Below are 16,465 nucleotides of genomic sequence, written 5' to 3'. Positions count from 1 at the left end.
CGACCGCCCAGTCAAAGGACACACAGAACTATGTCTATTTTCCTCAACAAGGATTCGAAAGTCATCGTCCAGGGCATCACCGGCGGCGAGGGCACCAAGCACACCGCGCTGATGCTGAAGGCCGGGACCCAGGTCGTCGGCGGTGTGAACGCGCGCAAGGCGGGCACCACCGTTTCGCACACCGACAAGGACGGCAACGCGGTCGAGCTGCCCGTGTTCGCCACCGTGGCCGAGGCCATGGAGAAGACCGGCGCCGATGTGTCCATCGCGTTCGTGCCGCCGAAGTTCTCCAAGGACGCCATCATCGAGGCCATCGATGCGGAGATCCCGCTGCTCGTGGTCATCACCGAGGGCATCCCGGTGCAGGACACCGCCTACGCGTGGGCCTACAACGTCGAGAAGGGCGCCAAGACCCGGATCATCGGCCCGAACTGCCCCGGCATCATCACCCCCGGTGAAGCGCTGGTCGGCATCACCCCGGCCAACATCACCGGCAAGGGCCCGATCGGACTGGTTTCCAAATCCGGCACCCTGACCTACCAGATGATGTACGAGCTGCGCGATTTCGGCTTCTCCACCTCCATCGGTATCGGTGGCGACCCGGTGATCGGCACCACCCATATCGACGCCATCGAGGCGTTCGAGAAGGACCCCGAGACCGAGCTGATCGTGATGATCGGCGAGATCGGTGGCGACGCCGAAGAGCGGGCCGCGGCCTACATCCAGGCCAATGTCACCAAGCCGGTCGTCGGTTACGTCGCCGGGTTCACCGCGCCCGAGGGCAAGACCATGGGGCACGCGGGTGCCATCGTGTCCGGTTCGTCGGGTACCGCCCAGGCGAAGAAGGACGCGCTGGAGGCCGCGGGTGTGAAGGTCGGCAAGACGCCGTCCGAAACCGCCGCACTGGCCCGCGAGATCCTGGAGAAGGCTGCGGTCAGCGCCTGATCCGGTGAGCCGGTGGCACTCGGAAGGCCGTCCGCACACGCGGACGGCCTTCTGCTTTCCGAGCTGCGCTGCGGTAACGCCGCCCATGCGGTCCGGGCTATCCACAGCTGGATTGTTCGGTGATGACCTGTACGCGTGTGTGCAGTAGCGTCAAAGGGAATTCAGCTGTCAAGTACGTATGACTCGACCTAGGAGACGACGACATGTCATACCCGACCGGGGGCTCCGGGTACAACGCACCCGTTCCGCCCTCCGTACCGCCCAATCCCGGCCAGCCGCAGGCGGCCGGTGGTGCGAATGCCGCTGAGGCCGGCGGGAAAGGCCTGCCGTTCCTCCTGACCGTCGGTGCCGCCGCGGTGGGAGTTCTCGCCTTCCTGCTCGGCTTCCTCCCCTATGCGGGCGCCGATACCGGTGGTATGGATGTGCCTTCTGGCGTGGACACCTCCGCCAACCTGTTCGAAGTCGACGCCCCGATTGCCGGCCTGCTGTTGCTTGCGGGGCTGCTTGCGGGGTTGTCGTTGCTGCCGAAGCAGAACTGGGTCGGCGCATCGGCGGCGGTCGCCGCGGCGAGCTTCTTCACCATCTTGTTTCAGATGCTGAGTTTGCCGGACGGCCGCCAGGCCGAGGTCGGCCTGTATCTGGTCCTGTTCCTCGCGTTGGTTCTTACCGGGCTCACAGTCACTGTTGTCCTGTTCGACGCAGGAATTCTTTCCGCTCCGAGTTCCCAGCCGTCCGCGCCGAGCGGTTTTCCAGCCGGTCAGCAGCAGGGGTATGGCCAGCAGCAGTACCAGGGGCAGCAGAGCTACGGTCAGCAGCCGGGATATGGCCAGCAGCAGTACAGCAGCGGCCAGCAGCAGCAGCCGGGCTACGCCCAGCCGGGCCAGCAGCCGGGTTACGGTCAGCAACAGGCCTACGGTCAGCAGCCGCAGCAGAGTCAGCAGCAGTACAGTCAGCAGCAGTCGCCGTACGCCGGTGGCCAGCAGCAGTCGCCCTATGGGCAGCCACAGCAGCCGCAGGCCGGTTACGGTCAGCCCCAGCAGCAGCCGGGCCAGCCGGCCCAGCCGTTCGGTGGTGAACAGGGCTCCGACCCAACCAGTGACGCCACTCGCGCGTTCCGCCAGTCCGACGACCAGAAGTAATCCTCGGCGGCCCCCGGCGCGGCGCGCCTGAAGCGCCCGCGCCGGGGCAACTGCCACTCTGAAATCCATGAGTGCCCCGCGTACCTCGTCGAACCGGCCGTTCCGGGGTGGGCGCCGGGTCTCGGCGTCTTCGGCCGGTGAACCGGGCTCGCTCGCTCTACCACCCGACCGCGCCCGGGTGTTGCTCTACGTCGCCTTTCGGCCCGCTGCCTTCGCCCTGGCGGTCATCGTGGTTGCGATACTCGCGACACTGCTCACCGCCGGTAGCGATCTCACCGGTCTCAGCGGTGCCGTCGCCGCGGGCTGGCTCGCGGTGCATCAAGTACCACTGACCATCGGCGCCACCACATTGGGTCTGCTGCCCGTGCTGGCCACCGCGCTGGTGATGTGGGCCGCTGCCCGGGAAGCCATGGCGGCCACGGGCTCCGATCCCACGCGTGCCGAAATCGGCTGGCTGCTCGGGGCCGGGGCCGGTGGGCCGCTGCTCATCACCGCTGTCTGCCTGGCTGTCACCGAAGACGCGTCGGGATCCATCGCCCTGCAACGTCCCAACCCCCTGGCCGCATTCGCCTGGGTGCTGGTTCTGCATCTGCTCGCCGCGGGCGGCGGGATAGTGTTCCGGTGCCGGGGCCGGATTTTCGACCGCCTGCCATACGACGCGATCGCCGCCGCCTATGTGGCCGGGCGGGCGGTCCTGCGATTACTGGCCGCCTCGGCCGTCATGATCGTGGCCGGACTCCTGCTGAACTGGTCACAGGTCGGCGATACCTACGCCGGCGCCGAGAACTTCGTGGATGTACTCGGCTTGACGTTGCTCTCGCTGGTGTACCTCCCCAACGCGGTGATCGCCGGAGCGGGCGTACTCGTCGGCCCGGGGGTGCAGTTCGGTGCCGCCTCGGCCGGGGTGTTCACGGTGGTCGGCGGTCCGGTGCCGGCAGTCCCCGTGCTCGCGGCCGTGCCGACCGGTCCGGCGGCACTCTGGTGGGCCGTTCTGCTGATCGTGCCGGCGGCGATCGGCGTGTACGCCGGGGTGGAATCGGCCCGGGTGAGCTACGACCGGCCGGCCGCGCCGTGGGCGTTGCTCGCCGCGGCGGGACTGGGAAGCGCCGCACTCACCGCCCTGGGTGCTCTGGCCGGGGGGGAACTGGGGAATTTCGGCCGGCTGGGTGTCGAGTTGCCGATCTTCGCGCTGGCGGTCTTCGCCTGGCTCGCCATCCCCGGGTACGCCGGTTTGCTCTACGCGCGGACCTTTCTGGTCTCGTTCCCGACCCCCCTGCTGCGCCATCCCGACGCGTTGTTCGATCCCGCGGATGCCGACGACGACGATCGCGACGAGTATTTCCCCGGCTATCCGGAGCACGTCGCCGCCTTGCCGGCCGGAAAGCTCCCCGAACTGCCAGCAGATACCGCGGCCTCCACCGACCGCTACGCGGATCTGCTGGAGCAGCCCCGCGGCGAGCCGGTCGGTCCGCAACCACCGCTGGACGTCGAGGTCGTGGACGGGCAGCCGGCCGAGCCCGGATCGCGGCCACTGTCGGATTCCGTGGAGTCGGAGACCGAAATCGTGGACGCCGAAGTGGTCGAACCCGGCCCGGCCGATGACGAAACCATCGACCGGCGCTAGCCGGGGCGCCGCCGCGGACATCGGTCAGCCGACTGCCGCCGGATCGGTCGCGAACCACGTCTACTAGGCTCTATCCGTGCCCGCGGGTCCGGTCACGCCACCGGGTGGCGCCCGCCCACCGCCCCTTCGAACTCCAGGAGTAGAGCCCTGACCGCCCCGGAACCCTCCGATTCCACCCCGGCCGGCCTGGTCGTACTCGCCTCGGGAACCGGCTCGCTACTGCGCGCGCTGATCGAAGCGGCCGCAGACGACGCGTATCCCGCGCGGATCCGGGCCGTGGGCGTGGACCGGGAATGCGCCGCCGCCGAGCATGCCGCGGCCGCGGGTATCCCCGTGGTGCGCATCCCGGCCGGCGACTACCCCGACCGTGCGGCCTGGGACCGCGCACTCGCCGATTCGGTCGCCGGATACCTGCCCGACCTGGTGGTCTGCGCCGGTTTCATGAAGCTGCTCGGCCCCACATTCCTGGACCGGTTCGGTGGCCGCATCATCAACACCCACCCCGCGCTGTTGCCCTCGTTCCCGGGTGCGCACGGTGTGCGCGACGCACTCGCCTACGGGGTCCGGGTGACCGGTAGCACGGTGCATCTGGTGGATTCCGGGGTGGACACCGGACCGATCCTGGCGCAGGAAGCGGTGCCGGTGCATCCCGATGACGACGAGCCCACTCTGCACGAGCGCATCAAAATCGTGGAGCGACGGTTACTGGTGGACGTTGTCGCCGCCGTCGCCACCCGCGGAATTGTCTCCGATGGACGAAAGGCAGTGATCCCAGATGAGCGAGTTCTCCGGTGAGTGAACGCAAGACCATCCGCCGGGCGCTGGTGAGCGTCTACGACAAGACCGGGCTCGTGGAGCTGGCGACCGCGTTGCACGCGGCAGGAGTCGAACTGGTGTCCACCGGCTCGACGGCGGCCCGGATCGCCGATGCCGGTGTGCCGGTGACGAAGGTCGAGGAGCTGACCGGTTTCCCGGAAACCCTGGACGGCCGGGTCAAAACCCTGCACCCGCGCGTACACGCGGGCATCCTCGCCGATACCCGTAAACCCGAGCATCTCGCGCAGCTCGCCGAACTCGGGGTCGAGGCGTTCCAGCTGGTAGTCGTGAACCTCTACCCGTTCAGCGAGACGGTCGCGAGCGGCGCTGCCCCGGACGAATGCGTCGAGCAGATCGATATCGGTGGCCCGTCGATGGTGCGTGCCGCGGCGAAAAATCATCCGTCGGTCGCCGTGGTCGTCGACAGCGGCGACTACGACCAGGTGCGCAAGGCGGTGGCCGAGGGCGGATTCACCCTCGCCGAACGTACTGGGCTGGCAGCCAAGGCCTTCCAGCACACCGCGAGCTACGACGTGGCGGTGGCAACCTGGATGGCGGAGACGCTGACCGGAAGTCCCTCCGGCGAGACCGAGTTCCCGGCGTGGATCGGCGGTAGCTGGCAGCGTTCGGCAGTGCTGCGTTACGGCGAGAACCCGCATCAGGCGGCCGCCCTGTATACCGCAGGCTCCGGAGCGCACGGTCTGGCGCAGGCGCAGCAGTTGCACGGCAAAGAGATGTCGTACAACAACTATGTCGACGCCGACGCCGCCTGGCGCGCTGCGTACGACCACGCCGAGCCCGCGGTCGCGATCATCAAGCACGCCAATCCCTGCGGTATCGCGATGGGGGTCGATATCGCTGCGGCGCATCGTAAGGCGCATGCCTGTGATCCGGTGAGCGCCTACGGTGGTGTGATCGCGGCGAATCGCGAAGTCACCGTCGAGATGGCGCAGCAGGTCGCGGAGATCTTCACGGAGGTGATCGTGGCGCCTTCCTATGCCGACGGTGCGGTGGAGGTATTGCAGCGCAAGAAGAACGTACGCATCCTGATTTCCGAACCCCCGCGGCGTGCGGGTGCCGAACTGCGCCCGATCAGCGGTGGCGCCCTGCTCCAGCAGCGCGACGTCCTCGACGCCGCCGGTGACGACCCCGCCGGGTGGACGCTGGCAGCCGGCGATCCGGCGGACACGGAAACCCTCGCCGATCTGGCATTCGCCTGGCGCGCCTGCCGGGCGGTGAAATCGAATGCGATTCTGCTCGCCCACGACGGTGCCTCGGTCGGGGTGGGGATGGGGCAGGTCAACCGGGTCGACGCGGTCGGTCTCGCGGTGCAGCGGGCCGGTGATCGGGCCAAGGGTTCGGTGGCCGCCTCGGACGCGTACTTCCCGTTCCCGGACGGCCCGGAGACACTGATCCAGGCGGGCGTGCGGGCGATCGTGCAGCCCGGCGGGTCGGTCCGCGACCAGGAGACCGTGGACGTGGCCCGAGCGGCCGGGATCACGATGTATTTCACCGGCGCCCGCCACTTCGCCCACTGAGCTGTGTCTTTTGCGGCGCCTGCGGCGCCGCGGGTTTCGGCCCCCTTGGTCCCCGCTGTCCGCACTCGGCACTCGCGGCTGCGTCGCATCGCATCGAGCGCGGTCAGCAGGGACGGGCCGAAACCTTTCAGGGCCTCGTAAGACTCGGTTGCGTCGTTGATTGCGGTCTGTTCGGGCTGAAGTCCTTTCAGAGCCTCGCTGGACTCTGCCCCGGCGCTGCCTGCGGTGGAGTCGGTGGATCCGCTTCGTGCTGGGCCGAGGGGATTCTGCTCTGGTGGTGGCCTCGTTCGTCGCTGTGTCCGGTCGGGGTGCTGGTCAGACCGAGCACCTGCGCCGGGTCGGTTTCACAGTTCGCGGGCCGGTTGGGGGGCGACTCGGTTTTCCCCGCGTTACAGCGGGAAGCAACCCGGGGCGCAGGGGTCGGCGGATAAGGTGCCGACAAGCATGAAAATGTGGCTGAGAACTTCGGCGGATCCGGTGGAGATAGGGCCGGAGAAGCCGGATCCGCTGGGTTCGTGCATGAAGCCCGAGCCGCTGGGGGTGTCGTTCACCGGCTGGGGAGCGGTTACGGCCGGGGCGGCCGGTTCGAGGGGGAGACCGGGAGCCGCTGCCGCTACGCCGGTGACCGAGCCGAGGGCAGCGCGGCCGCGAATACGCCGGAGACCAGTACACGCTTCATTCTGTTGTTTCCTTGTCGTCGGCCGCTGGGCGGTTCGGATGTCCTATTCACAGCACACTAGGAAATCCGCTCCGGCGCGAAAAGCCGAGACTTGCTGTGCCCCCGGAATTCTGGTCATCGACCGGTGCGGTGGGCCCGCACGGGCATGGACAGCCGGCCGCGGGTTCAGGCCGCGCTGAGTACCCGGCGTTCGCCGAGAGGCGCGTCCAGCTGGATCTCCAGCGTGCCGAAGACCGCCATCATCACGCACATCTTGTCGGTGGCGTCGGCGCGGGTGCCGCTGCGGAGCTCCACGGTGACCGTGGTTTCGGTTTCGGTGACCGAGGCGTCCACGCCGTAGCATGCGGGCACTCCGGACTCGAAATGCACGGCGATCCGGTCCTCGGCGACGCGGGTCCAAGAAGTGAAGGGAATGGGATGGGCGCCGACGATGGACGGGTCGGCGGTGAACAGCTGCCCGGGATCGGCGGTGGGGTCCTCGGTCGGTGTGCTGGGAGGTTTTTCCGAAGTGGGGGTCGCCGACGGCACAGGGGACAGGCCCGGCTCCGCGCCGCTATCGCTGTTGCCGCCACAGGCCGTGACCGACAGCGCGGTGCAGATCGTGAGAATCGCCAGGAACCCGCGCGCTGAGATCATGCCGACGACTCTAGTGGCCGGGGCTCGGCAGCGCGGGCCGGTGGCGGTGGCCGGGCGCGGGCCGATGACCGGAGGGCTACGGTGCCTCGACGGTCGGATGCCCGGTACCGCTGTGCGGTACCGGGCATCCCGGCGTCAGGAATGCGATCAGCGGTTGGTGAAGGGAAGCAGTGCCATTTCGCGGGCGTTCTTCACCGCCACCGCGACCTGCCGCTGCTGCTGCGGGGTCAGGCCGGTGACCCGGCGGCTGCGGATCTTGCCGCGATCGGAGATGAACGTGCGTAGCAGGTTCACGTCCTTGTAGTCGACGGTTTCGATCCCCGCGGCGATGAGCGGATTCTTCTTCGGCCGGCGGGCCTGCTCGGCGCGTGCCTTCTTCGACGGGCCTCGTTTGATTGCCATATGACCGGCTCCTAACTCACGAGATCAGTGGGTTTACCAGCTCGATTTGTGCACACCGGGTAGTTCGCCCCGATGGGCCATCTCGCGTACGCGCACCCGCGAGAGGCCGAACTTCCGGAGATAACCGCGGGGTCGACCGTCGGCGGTGTCCCGATTGCGCAATCGTACCGGACTGGCGTTGCGCGGCAGGCGGCGCAGGGCGGCCTGTGCGGCCAGGCGTTCGTCGTCCGGGGTGGTGGGTTTGCGGATGAGTTCTTTGAGCTCGGCCCGGCGTTCGGCGTACCGCGCCACGACCTCGCGGCGCTGGGCGTTGCGGGCGATCTTGGATTTCTTGGCCATTACCGTTCCTCGCGGAAGTCGACGTGTTTGCGGATCACCGGGTCGTATTTCTTCAGGATCATCCGGTCGGGGTCGTTACGGCGGTTCTTGCGGGTGACGTAGGTGTAGCCGGTGCCGGCGGTCGAGCGCAGTTTGACCAGTGGCCGGAGCTCGTTGGATTTGGATGCCATCGGGGTCTCCTCAGATCCGTTCGCCGCGGGCGCGCAGGCGCGCCACCACGGCTTCGATGCCGTCGCGGTCGATCGTCTTGATGCCTTTGGTCGAGACGGTCAGGGTTATCCGGCGGTCTTCGCTGGGCAGGTAATAGGTCTTGCGCTGGATATTGGGATTCCAGCGGCGGTTGGTGCGTTTGTGTGAATGTGAGACGGATTTGCCGAACCCGGGTTTGCGGCCGGTGACCTGGCAGTGGGCCGACATAACGGCTCCCTTCGACGGAGAACGATGGCGACCGCCGTCGAGGCGATGATGACAATCGTTTTCGACAACGGCGATTCGACACTGTAGCGTGTGTCCGGTCCTAAATGAAAATCATTGCCGAAAGGGTCGTGGTGTCCATGTCCGCACAAGCATCCGCAGGCCACCGCGATCGCCGTACTCCGGTCGTGGTGGTCGCCGGTCTGCACGGCGATCCGGCCGCAACCGCCGGTCTGGTCGCCGATGCCCTCGGCGCGGCCGACGGCACCGTGATCGTCCGGCACGATCTCAGCGAACTCCGCCAGGGGATAGTCCGCCGAACCGTGCGCTCCGCCGGAAAAACCTCCGAATCCGTACACGAGCTCGCCCACGGCTGCGTGTCGTGCACGTTGAAGGCGGATCTGCTGCCGCTGCTGTGCACATTGGCAGTGCGCTCCTCGGTGCACCGCATCGTGCTCGCACTGGATCCCGCCTTCGAGGCCGAGGCGGTCTGCGAAGGGATCGCCGAGATACCGGTCACGGGAATCGTCGGCCGAGTGGACGGGCCCGCGGCACGCGATGTGCGTGTGGCCGCGGTGGTGACAGCGATCGATGTCCGTATGTGGACTGCCGCCGCCACAGGCGACGCGACGCTCGAAGAGCTCGGCTGGGCCTGGGCCGACGACGACCGGACGGTCGCGCAGCTCGCCGTCGGGCAGGTCGACTTCGCCGACGCGCTCGTGGTGGCGGGCGGTGCGGATGTGGACCCGGTGGAGCGCGCGCGGTCGGGCGCCGTACTTTCCCGGCTGGTCCCCTCGGCGCCGGTGCTCTGGCCCGAATCGCCCGCCGCGATCACACCCGCCGCGGTGGACGCACTGCTGAGCCTTGTGCCCCCGGACTCCCGCCGCGGCCGGATCTTCGACGCGCACGCGCCGCTGCTGCGCGGCCGGCCGCCACTCGGGCCGGACCACGGGGTGGAACTGGTGGAGTTCGCCGCGCGCCGGCCTTTCCATCCGGAACGGCTGCACGGTGCCCTGGACATGCTCTTCGACGGTGTGGTGACCGCCCGCGGCCGGATCTGGCTGGCCACCCAACCGGATGAGGTGGTGTGGCTGGAATCGGCCGGTGGTGGTCTCCGGATCGGTGGCGCAGGCCGGTGGCTGGCGGCCATGTCGGCCGATGAGCGTGCCGCCGCCGATCCGGAACGGCTGGCCATAGCCGGGATGCGCTGGGACGAGCGATTCGGCGACCGCGATATCTCGCTGGTCATCCTGGTGCACGACGCCGATCCGGACGAGATCCGGGAGGCGCTGCATTGGGCGCTCGTGGACGACACCGAACTGCTGCAGGTCGAACGGGCCCCGCAGTTGGTGGCGCGATGGCCGGATCCGTTCGGTGAATGGCATACCGACCCCTGTGCACCGGATGAACCCCGCCCCACCGCCGCCGGTGAGGGGCGGGGAACCGAAACGGGCGATCGCGCCCGGAAGGAGAAATGATGAAACCGGGAATCCACCCCGACTATCGGCCGGTCGTCTTCGAGGACGCGAGTACCGGCAAACAGTTCCTCACCCGGTCCACGGCCCGCGCGGAGCGGTCGATCACCTGGTCGGACGGCAACACCTACCCGCTGCTCGTCGTCGATGTCACCGCGGATTCGCATCCCTTCTGGACCGGGGCGAACCGCCTGCTGGATACCCAGGGCCGGGTGGAGAAATTCGAGCGCAAGTACGGCAAGCGCGGCGCACGCGCCCGGAAGGAGAGCTGATATGGCGGTCCCCAAGCGGCGGATGTCACGGTCGAATACGCGCAGCCGGCGGGCGAATTGGAAGGCCACGGCGCCGGATCTGGTTTCGGTGACGGTCGGTGGTGTCGTGTATCGGGTACCGCGCCGGTTGGTTGCGGCGGTACGGCGGGGTGTGGTCGGTCCGGACGAGTGGAAACGCCGCTGATCTGTCATGCCCCCTGGATATGAATCCAACTCCGCGGCAGGCCTATCCGGCGCATTTCGCGAGGGAAAAGTAGGGGTCGGGCAATCGTCCGGCTAGCGTCGAAATGTTCCCGACCTGGCATTTCCGCTTGCTGGGCGATAGCCGACCGAGGGACTGCTGGATACCGCGATTACGGACCCGGACACGGCACACAGCGGAAAAACTTGCCGGAGGTGCTGATTCCGGGACACGTTCCCGCTATCCTCGTGCGTGAGGGCGGGTCTCCCAGAAATGGGAGACCCGCTCATCGCCACTTCAGGGGGTCTTACGCACGGTTTCGGGCAGTTCTCTTCGTGCCGGATCACATTCCGTCGTCAGGGCACGTGCCAGTTCGTCCACCTGCCGGATCAGCGCCAGCGTCAGCGCGGCCGGCAGCAGGAGCAGCGAAACCGGCCACGGCAGTTGTATCCGATCGGGCTCGTCCTTCCCGTCCACGAGATCGGCCACAGTGGCTTCCATTTCGCTGATTTCGACCCGCAGGTCCGACACCTCCGCGCGGAGCGCGCGCACCTGCGCCCACAACTCCCGCAGCAGTGTGTCCTGCTCCCCGGTCACGAGTTCTGTCTCCACCGGGCGGTCAGCGAGCGGGCTCGGGCAGCGGCCGTGCGCGTTGCGCGAGCGCGGCTGCCGCGGACGGCCGGAGTTCGCGTCCGGGCGAGTCGGATCCGGTGCCATCGGCCGAACTACCGCCCGCCGGTCCGTCGCCCGGTGTGGTGTCCGGCGTCCCGGGGGTCTTCCGGGCCGGTGCGGGGTGTTCGTCGCGACGCTCGGGCGCCACCAGAACGGCGGTGATCGGCACAGCCAGCGACAGCAGCCCGATGACCAGCATCGGGAAGGCGTAACCGAACAACTCCATGCCCTGGGCCGGCTGCGCCTCGGGATCCGGCCGGAATTCCAGGCTTGCGATACCGGTGAAGTAGAACACCGCCACTCCGGCAGCGAACATCACGATCGATCCCACCCGGGCGGCCGGGAAACGGAAACGCTGGAACAGCCATACACACAGCGACGAGGCGAGTACCGCAATCACCACCGCGATCACGTACAGCCAGACGGTCACCGATACCGAGCCCTGGATAGCGGCCGAGGACAACTGCAACCACAGCATGATCCCGAAGCCGACGCCGATCGCCCCGGCCGCGCCGCCCATCCGCTTCACATCGAATTCTCGACCTGCGAGCAGCAAACCGGTGAAGACCGCGGCGACGGCGAAGACGAGGGAGAGTGTGAGGTCGGAGACGTCGTAGCGCAGGACCGTACCCGGCACGGATACACCCAGAAGGGATACGGTGCTGGCCAGCCATACCCCGACCCCGCCGATCGAGACGGCGGCGGCGGCGATCCAGATCGGCCGGAACCGCACCGAACGGCGGCCGTTGATCGCGCACGCCAATCCGACGAACATGCCGACGGCGGAGACCAGTGCGGTCAGCAGAGTGAGCCAGTAGCCCATGGTGAACAGCTCGACGGTCGCGACCGTCTCCGCGGCCAGCAGGTCAACCATGCCGGGCGACTCCCTCGTACTCCTGTGCCTTCAGCCGGTTTATCGCGTATTCGGTGACGGCCGCCAGTGCTTGGCGAACCTCCTTGGCGTCGCGGGCATCGATATCGACGATCGGCACCCCCTCGCGGACCGACAATGCCTCCCGCAGTTCGGCCATGGCGAACCGCGGTGCGTTCGGGAAGCGGTTCACCGCAATGAGAAATGGCAGGTTGCGCGCCTCGAAGAAATCGACCGCGGCGAAACTGTCTTCCAGCCGGCGGGTGTCGATCAGGACCACCGCACCGATCGCGCCGCGGATCAGGTCGTCCCACATGAACCAGAACCGGCGCTGGCCCGGCGTACCGAACAGGTACAGCGTCAGATTGCCGGGCAGGATGATCCGCCCGAAGTCCATGGCGACGGTGGTGGTCTGTTTGTCCGGGGTGTCGTCCAGATTGTCGACGCCGTCGGAAAAGCTGGTGACCATGGCCTCGGTGCGCAGCGGCACGATCTCCGACACCGCGCCGACGAAGGTGGTCTTTCCCGCGCCGAAGCCGCCCGCGACCACGATCTTGGTCGACGCGACGCGGGTATCGGATCCCGCCGCGGCACCCCCCTCGGCCTTGTTATAGGGCTCGGAGTCCACGCAATGTCCTCTCCATCAGCGACCGGCGCTCGTCGTAGCTCGCCTGCTCGGTCAAAGTCGAATGCACTCGCAGGTTGCCGTCCACGACGAGATCACCGATGACGACGCGGACCATACCGAGCGGGCGATCGAGATGGGCGGCGATTTCGGCGACCGACAGCTGGTGGGTCCCGAGCCGAAGGATTTCGGCCCGGATATCACCGGACGGCCAATCGAATTGTGCATGATAGGAGATGGTTTCGATAACTGCCTCCATCGGCAGATCGACCGCCGGTTGGGTGCGGCCCGAGGTCAGGGCATAGGGCCGGACCCGTCCGGCTCGGCGCGGGGGACTCGGCGCCGGTTCGGGGCGGAAACGGTAGGCACCGGTGTTGAACTGCGCGGATGCGGGATCGCTGTGCTGGGCTCCCGGCCCGAAATTATGTGCGCCGGGCCCGTAGTCGGGCCCGCCGGTATTGGAGTTGGGGCTTGCTTGGCCGAATTGGGACATGGTGCTCAGACGGTTGATCGGGCGGTCGCGCTGACCACCGATCCGACGCGGTCCACAAGGAGTGCCATTTCGTAGCCGATCCGGCCGATATCGTGCTGCTTGTTGGCCAGTACGGCGATATGGGACCCATTGCCGACACTCATCACCAGTAGGTATCCGCGCTGCATCTCCACAATCGACTGCATCACCTTGCCGCCGTCGAACAACTGGGCGGCACCGGTGGACAGGCTGGCCAGACCGGCGGTGACAGCGGCCAGTTGTTCGGCCCGGTCGGCGGGCAGATGCGGACTGACCGCTTGCAGCAACCCGTCCGCGGAGACCAGGACGGCGTGGGAGACACCCGGAACATCCCGGGTGAATCTGGCGACCAGCCAGTTCAGGTTCTCGTCCGTGTCGGTGCTGCCGTTCGAGGTGGTCATGCAAGCCCTCCGTCATTGTGCTGTGCGTCGGCCCGCCCACTGCGGACGCCGCTCAGATGTCTGGTCAGATTGCTCCGGATCTCCTCCGGATTCCGCGGGGCCTCGTCTTCGACGGGGGCGAGCCCGCCGGGCACGAGCTGCGCGCCCGGCCGGCGGATCGGGAGCCCGTTGGCGGTGGTGGAATCCGAACTGGGGCGCGCCGCATCTTCGGCGGCCAGCCAGCCTGCATCGGCCGGCGACGTCCAGTCCTGGCGCGGCTCGTCCTGTGTGGAGGCCGGCTCCACCAGCCACTCCGACACCATGCGCTGGTAGATCGGGGTGGGCGTGGCGGCGCCGACGGGCTGTAGCCGGCTCGATGTGGCCGGGCCGGTAGCCGCTTCGTCGAGGCGTTGTTCGGCGCGGCCGAATGGATCCTCGCGTTCCATACCCGGCCGGCGGATCGGCAAGCCCGAGCGAGAGGTGATCGATACCGGCGCGTCGTCCGCCGGTCCCGGCCCGGTGTACGCCGATTCCACCGGAGCCGGGAATATCTGGGCCTTATGGGTTTCCGACCACAAGCCGGTCGGTGTCTCGTCCGGTTCGGGCTCCTCGACGGGGTCGAACGCCGAGAACGTATCCCGCGTGCCGTTTGCGCCGGGCCGGCCGTTGCCTGCACCTGTCATCGGCGGGAAATCCGCGGCCGGCCGCCGTTGGGGCAGTCCGGATGCGGTGGTGCCGAGGCCCGAGACGGTGGTTCCGGGCGCGGCGGCGGTGGGCACCGGGTCCGGCTGCGGAGCCGGACCCGGACGGCTCGGCCAGGACTCGCTCTGCGGCAGGCTGGGGACCGGCATCAACTGTCGTGGCTGCGGCTGCGGCTGCGCCGGCAGGGCGGGGGAGGAGTGCAACTGCGGCGGCTGCGGTGGCAGCTGAGGTGGGGAGCCGAGGGAGAAATCCGTGGTGAGGGTGGTGGAGTTGTCCGGGCCGGTGTCGGGCGAGACCAGCAGGCCCGGTAGATGCAGGCTGGCAGTGATCCCCGGCTGCTGGGCCATGGTCGAGGTACGGCGCAGACCGACGGTGATCTGATGGCGTTTGGCCAGTCGGCCGACGACGAACAGGCCCATCCGGCGCGCGGTTTCGACATTGATCTCACCACCGGAGGCCAGCCGGGCGTTGGCCGCGTGCAGGTCTTCGGTGGCCATTCCCAGGCCGCGATCGGTGACCTCGATCAGGTATCCGCCGTCCACCGCGCGCGAAACCGTCACGGCCACAGGTGTATTGGGCGGCGAGTAACGCAGCGCGTTATCGATGACCTCCGCGAGCAGGTGTTCGATATCGACAGCCGGCTCACCGGCCACGACCCCGTCGGGGACATGACCGATCTCGACCCGTTGATAGTCCTCGACCTGAGATACCGCACTCCACAGCATATCCGAGAGCGGGACGGGGTCGAGCTGACCGCGGCGCAACGCGGTGCCGGCCAGCACCAACAGGTTGTCGCCGTTACGCCGCATCCGGGTGGCCAGGTGGTCCAGCCGGAACAGGCTCTGCAGCCGTGCGGGATTCTCTTCGTCGTGTTCCAGTTCCTCGATGATCCCGAGCTGCTGTTCGACCAGTGATTGGCTGCGCCGGGACAGGGTTTCGAACATATTGCCGATCTGCACCCGCAGGCGGGCCTGGTCGGCGGCGAGGTTGAGTGCCTGCTGATGCATTTCGTCGACCGCGCGGGCGAGCTGGCCGATTTCCTCGGTGCCCTGGACGCCGACCGGTTCGATCTCCGGGGTCTCGGCGCCGCCGCGCACTTGTTCGAGTTCCTCGGGCAGCCGGACATGGGCCACTTCCAGGGCGTCGCGGCGCAACCGGCGCACCGGTATGACCAGGGTGCGGGCCACGGCCAGCGCCAGGGTCAGCCCGGCCAGCAGAGCCCCGATCAACAAGGCGGTTTCGCGTAACGCGATGTTCTGTGCGGAGATGGTGGCGTGGTGCAGCGCGCCGGTGATGGTCGCGGACAGCTGTTCGGTCGTGGCGTCGTAGCCCTGCAGGCTGGCGTCCAGTGAGTCGCGCGCGGCCGGATCGTTCAATGCGCCCTGAGTGCCCTGACTGAAGATGGCCAGCCGGGTCTGGACCGCGTCCAGCAGTGGCCGGATGCCGCCGGACGCATCCGGCAGGAACTGGCCGTACTGCTGGATCATGGTCAGCTCCGCGCCACCGGAGGTGAGGACGCGGGCGCGGAGCGCCGGATTGTCCACGGCGCTGGGCGAACTGATCACGAGGCGCTGGGCGGTGAGCGAGCGCCGCGCCGCCTGGACGGCGCTCAACTGCAGGAAGTAGCGCTGGACGGAGAGATTGTCGACAGTGGGCGACTGTGCCAGCGCGTTACCGACCCGTACCGAGATCTCATCGGCCTGGTCGCCCAGCATGGCGGGCGAGCCGTTGCCGATACCGCTGCGCATCGTGGAGCCCAGAGTGAGCGCCGAGGAGAGTTCACGGGAGACCGCCGGTGTGATGGCGTTGCTGTCCATCGCGCGTTCGAGGACCTGGTGGGCCGAATCGAACCGGGAGAGTGCCGCCGTGGTCCGGGACTCGGTATCGGACCCTCGCGCGGTGGCCGTCACCGCCAGGTTTTCGGCCGCGGCGTTGTAATCGACGACCGGCTGGATGACACGGGACTGTTCGGTCGCGGCTTCGAGCTGTTCCAGAGTGCGCAGCTCGTTGTTGATCCGTAGTACGGCGAACAGGGTCGCCAGGACGACCGGCAACACCAGGACGATGCCGACCTTGCGGGTGACCGACCAGTTGGACAGGCTGAATTGCCACGGTCGCGGGGTTTCCATCCGCCTCTGTCGCCTCCGCATCACGATCGACCTCATTTGGTGCGTGGCCGTTTCAGTTTTGGTTGAATGTCACACCGAACCGACCAGAGGTCTAGTTTTTCCCGCTCGGAACATA

General features: G+C 67.9%; 19 protein-coding genes. 8 read left to right on the top strand and 11 right to left on the bottom strand.

The features are described 5' to 3' along the window. The first annotated feature begins 30 nt into the window (after positions 1 to 30). The 5 genes from sucD to purH all read left to right on the top strand — a co-directional run bounded on the left by sucD (position 31) and on the right by purH (position 6,062). Complete coding sequence (sucD, locus tag NFL01S_RS10070; protein ID WP_062973685.1) at positions 31 to 945, top strand: succinate--CoA ligase subunit alpha; 915 nt, start codon at positions 31 to 33, stop codon at positions 943 to 945. 203 nt (positions 946 to 1,148) lie between these two features. Next, positions 1,149 to 2,084: a DUF5336 domain-containing protein gene (locus tag NFL01S_RS34305; RefSeq protein ID WP_084492557.1), complete on the top strand. Its 936-nt coding sequence runs from the start codon at positions 1,149 to 1,151 to the stop codon at positions 2,082 to 2,084. A gap of 67 nt (positions 2,085 to 2,151) precedes the next feature. Beyond that, positions 2,152 to 3,708, top strand: coding sequence for a cell division protein PerM (locus tag NFL01S_RS10060; protein WP_062973681.1), 1,557 nt, complete (start codon positions 2,152 to 2,154; stop codon positions 3,706 to 3,708). 147 nt (positions 3,709 to 3,855) lie between these two features. Next, positions 3,856 to 4,503 carry a phosphoribosylglycinamide formyltransferase gene (gene purN / locus NFL01S_RS10055; RefSeq protein ID WP_062973679.1) on the top strand — a complete coding sequence of 216 codons (648 nt, stop codon included), beginning with the start codon at positions 3,856 to 3,858 and terminating at the stop codon, positions 4,501 to 4,503. Further along, entirely contained in the window at positions 4,500 to 6,062 is a 1,563-nt protein-coding gene (gene purH / locus NFL01S_RS10050; RefSeq protein ID WP_062973677.1) for a bifunctional phosphoribosylaminoimidazolecarboxamide formyltransferase/IMP cyclohydrolase, read from the top strand. Before purN ends, purH begins: the two co-directional genes overlap by 4 nt. An 844-nt stretch (positions 6,063 to 6,906) precedes the next feature. Here the strand turns inward: purH and NFL01S_RS10045 are convergent. The 5 genes from NFL01S_RS10045 to rpmB form a co-directional block, all read right to left on the bottom strand. Beyond that, entirely contained in the window at positions 6,907 to 7,377 is a 471-nt protein-coding gene (locus NFL01S_RS10045; protein ID WP_062973675.1) for a hypothetical protein, read from the bottom strand. A gap of 147 nt (positions 7,378 to 7,524) precedes the next feature. Continuing rightward, positions 7,525 to 7,779 carry a 30S ribosomal protein S18 gene (gene rpsR, locus NFL01S_RS10040; RefSeq protein ID WP_062973672.1) on the bottom strand — a complete coding sequence of 85 codons (255 nt, stop codon included), beginning with the start codon at positions 7,777 to 7,779 and terminating at the stop codon, positions 7,525 to 7,527. 33 nt (positions 7,780 to 7,812) lie between these two features. Continuing rightward, positions 7,813 to 8,118 (bottom strand): 30S ribosomal protein S14, encoded by a 306-nt coding sequence (gene rpsN, locus NFL01S_RS10035; RefSeq protein WP_062973670.1) that lies wholly within the window; start codon positions 8,116 to 8,118, stop codon positions 7,813 to 7,815. Next, positions 8,118 to 8,288, bottom strand: coding sequence for a 50S ribosomal protein L33 (rpmG, locus tag NFL01S_RS10030; protein ID WP_033243517.1), 171 nt, complete (start codon positions 8,286 to 8,288; stop codon positions 8,118 to 8,120). The genes rpsN and rpmG overlap by 1 nt, the downstream gene beginning before the upstream one ends. A 10-nt stretch (positions 8,289 to 8,298) precedes the next feature. Further along, the gene (rpmB, locus tag NFL01S_RS10025) at positions 8,299 to 8,535 is read right to left on the bottom strand and encodes a 50S ribosomal protein L28 (protein ID WP_062973669.1); all 237 of its coding nucleotides are present in this window, start codon (positions 8,533 to 8,535) and stop codon (positions 8,299 to 8,301) included. Positions 8,536 to 8,672: 137 nt separating this feature from the next. On the opposite strand from rpmB, the gene mrf reads away from it, so the two are divergent. The 3 genes from mrf to rpmF are packed head-to-tail and all read left to right on the top strand — an operon-like array spanning position 8,673 to position 10,463. Beyond that, the gene (gene mrf, locus NFL01S_RS10020) at positions 8,673 to 10,010 is read left to right on the top strand and encodes a ribosome hibernation factor-recruiting GTPase MRF (protein ID WP_062973836.1); all 1,338 of its coding nucleotides are present in this window, start codon (positions 8,673 to 8,675) and stop codon (positions 10,008 to 10,010) included. Then, complete coding sequence (locus tag NFL01S_RS10015) at positions 10,010 to 10,279, top strand: type B 50S ribosomal protein L31 (RefSeq protein ID WP_062973663.1); 270 nt, start codon at positions 10,010 to 10,012, stop codon at positions 10,277 to 10,279. Before mrf ends, NFL01S_RS10015 begins: the two co-directional genes overlap by 1 nt. Position 10,280: 1 nt before the next feature. Continuing rightward, on the top strand, positions 10,281 to 10,463 hold the full coding sequence (rpmF, locus tag NFL01S_RS10010; RefSeq protein ID WP_062973661.1) for a 50S ribosomal protein L32: 183 nt from the start codon (positions 10,281 to 10,283) through the stop codon (positions 10,461 to 10,463). Between the two features lie 294 nt (positions 10,464 to 10,757). Here the strand turns inward: rpmF and NFL01S_RS10005 are convergent, their stop codons facing one another. The 6 genes from NFL01S_RS10005 to NFL01S_RS09980 all read right to left on the bottom strand — a co-directional run bounded on the left by NFL01S_RS10005 (position 10,758) and on the right by NFL01S_RS09980 (position 16,350). Beyond that, on the bottom strand, positions 10,758 to 11,057 hold the full coding sequence (locus tag NFL01S_RS10005) for a hypothetical protein (protein ID WP_157116399.1): 300 nt from the start codon (positions 11,055 to 11,057) through the stop codon (positions 10,758 to 10,760). A 22-nt stretch (positions 11,058 to 11,079) separates the two neighbouring features. Further along, positions 11,080 to 12,006: an MHYT domain-containing protein gene (locus NFL01S_RS10000; RefSeq protein ID WP_063915896.1), complete on the bottom strand. Its 927-nt coding sequence runs from the start codon at positions 12,004 to 12,006 to the stop codon at positions 11,080 to 11,082. Further along, positions 11,999 to 12,631 (bottom strand): GTP-binding protein, encoded by a 633-nt coding sequence (locus NFL01S_RS09995; protein ID WP_051157944.1) that lies wholly within the window; start codon positions 12,629 to 12,631, stop codon positions 11,999 to 12,001. Before NFL01S_RS09995 ends, NFL01S_RS10000 begins: the two co-directional genes overlap by 8 nt. Continuing rightward, positions 12,612 to 12,926, bottom strand: a complete 315-nt coding sequence (locus NFL01S_RS09990) for a DUF742 domain-containing protein (protein ID WP_051157956.1) — start codon at positions 12,924 to 12,926, stop codon at positions 12,612 to 12,614. The genes NFL01S_RS09995 and NFL01S_RS09990 overlap by 20 nt, the downstream gene beginning before the upstream one ends. A gap of 200 nt (positions 12,927 to 13,126) precedes the next feature. Then, positions 13,127 to 13,540, bottom strand: coding sequence for a roadblock/LC7 domain-containing protein (locus tag NFL01S_RS09985; RefSeq protein ID WP_033243512.1), 414 nt, complete (start codon positions 13,538 to 13,540; stop codon positions 13,127 to 13,129). Then, positions 13,537 to 16,350 (bottom strand): ATP-binding protein, encoded by a 2,814-nt coding sequence (locus NFL01S_RS09980; protein WP_062973657.1) that lies wholly within the window; start codon positions 16,348 to 16,350, stop codon positions 13,537 to 13,539. The genes NFL01S_RS09985 and NFL01S_RS09980 overlap by 4 nt, the downstream gene beginning before the upstream one ends. Positions 16,351 to 16,465 lie beyond the last annotated feature (115 nt).

The organism is Nocardia flavorosea NBRC 108225, assembly GCF_001613385.1.
Taxonomy (GTDB): Bacteria; Actinomycetota; Actinomycetes; order Mycobacteriales; family Mycobacteriaceae; genus Nocardia; species Nocardia flavorosea.
The sequence above is the reverse complement of the archived record's forward strand: the minus strand, read 5'-3'. Positions and strand labels throughout refer to the sequence as shown.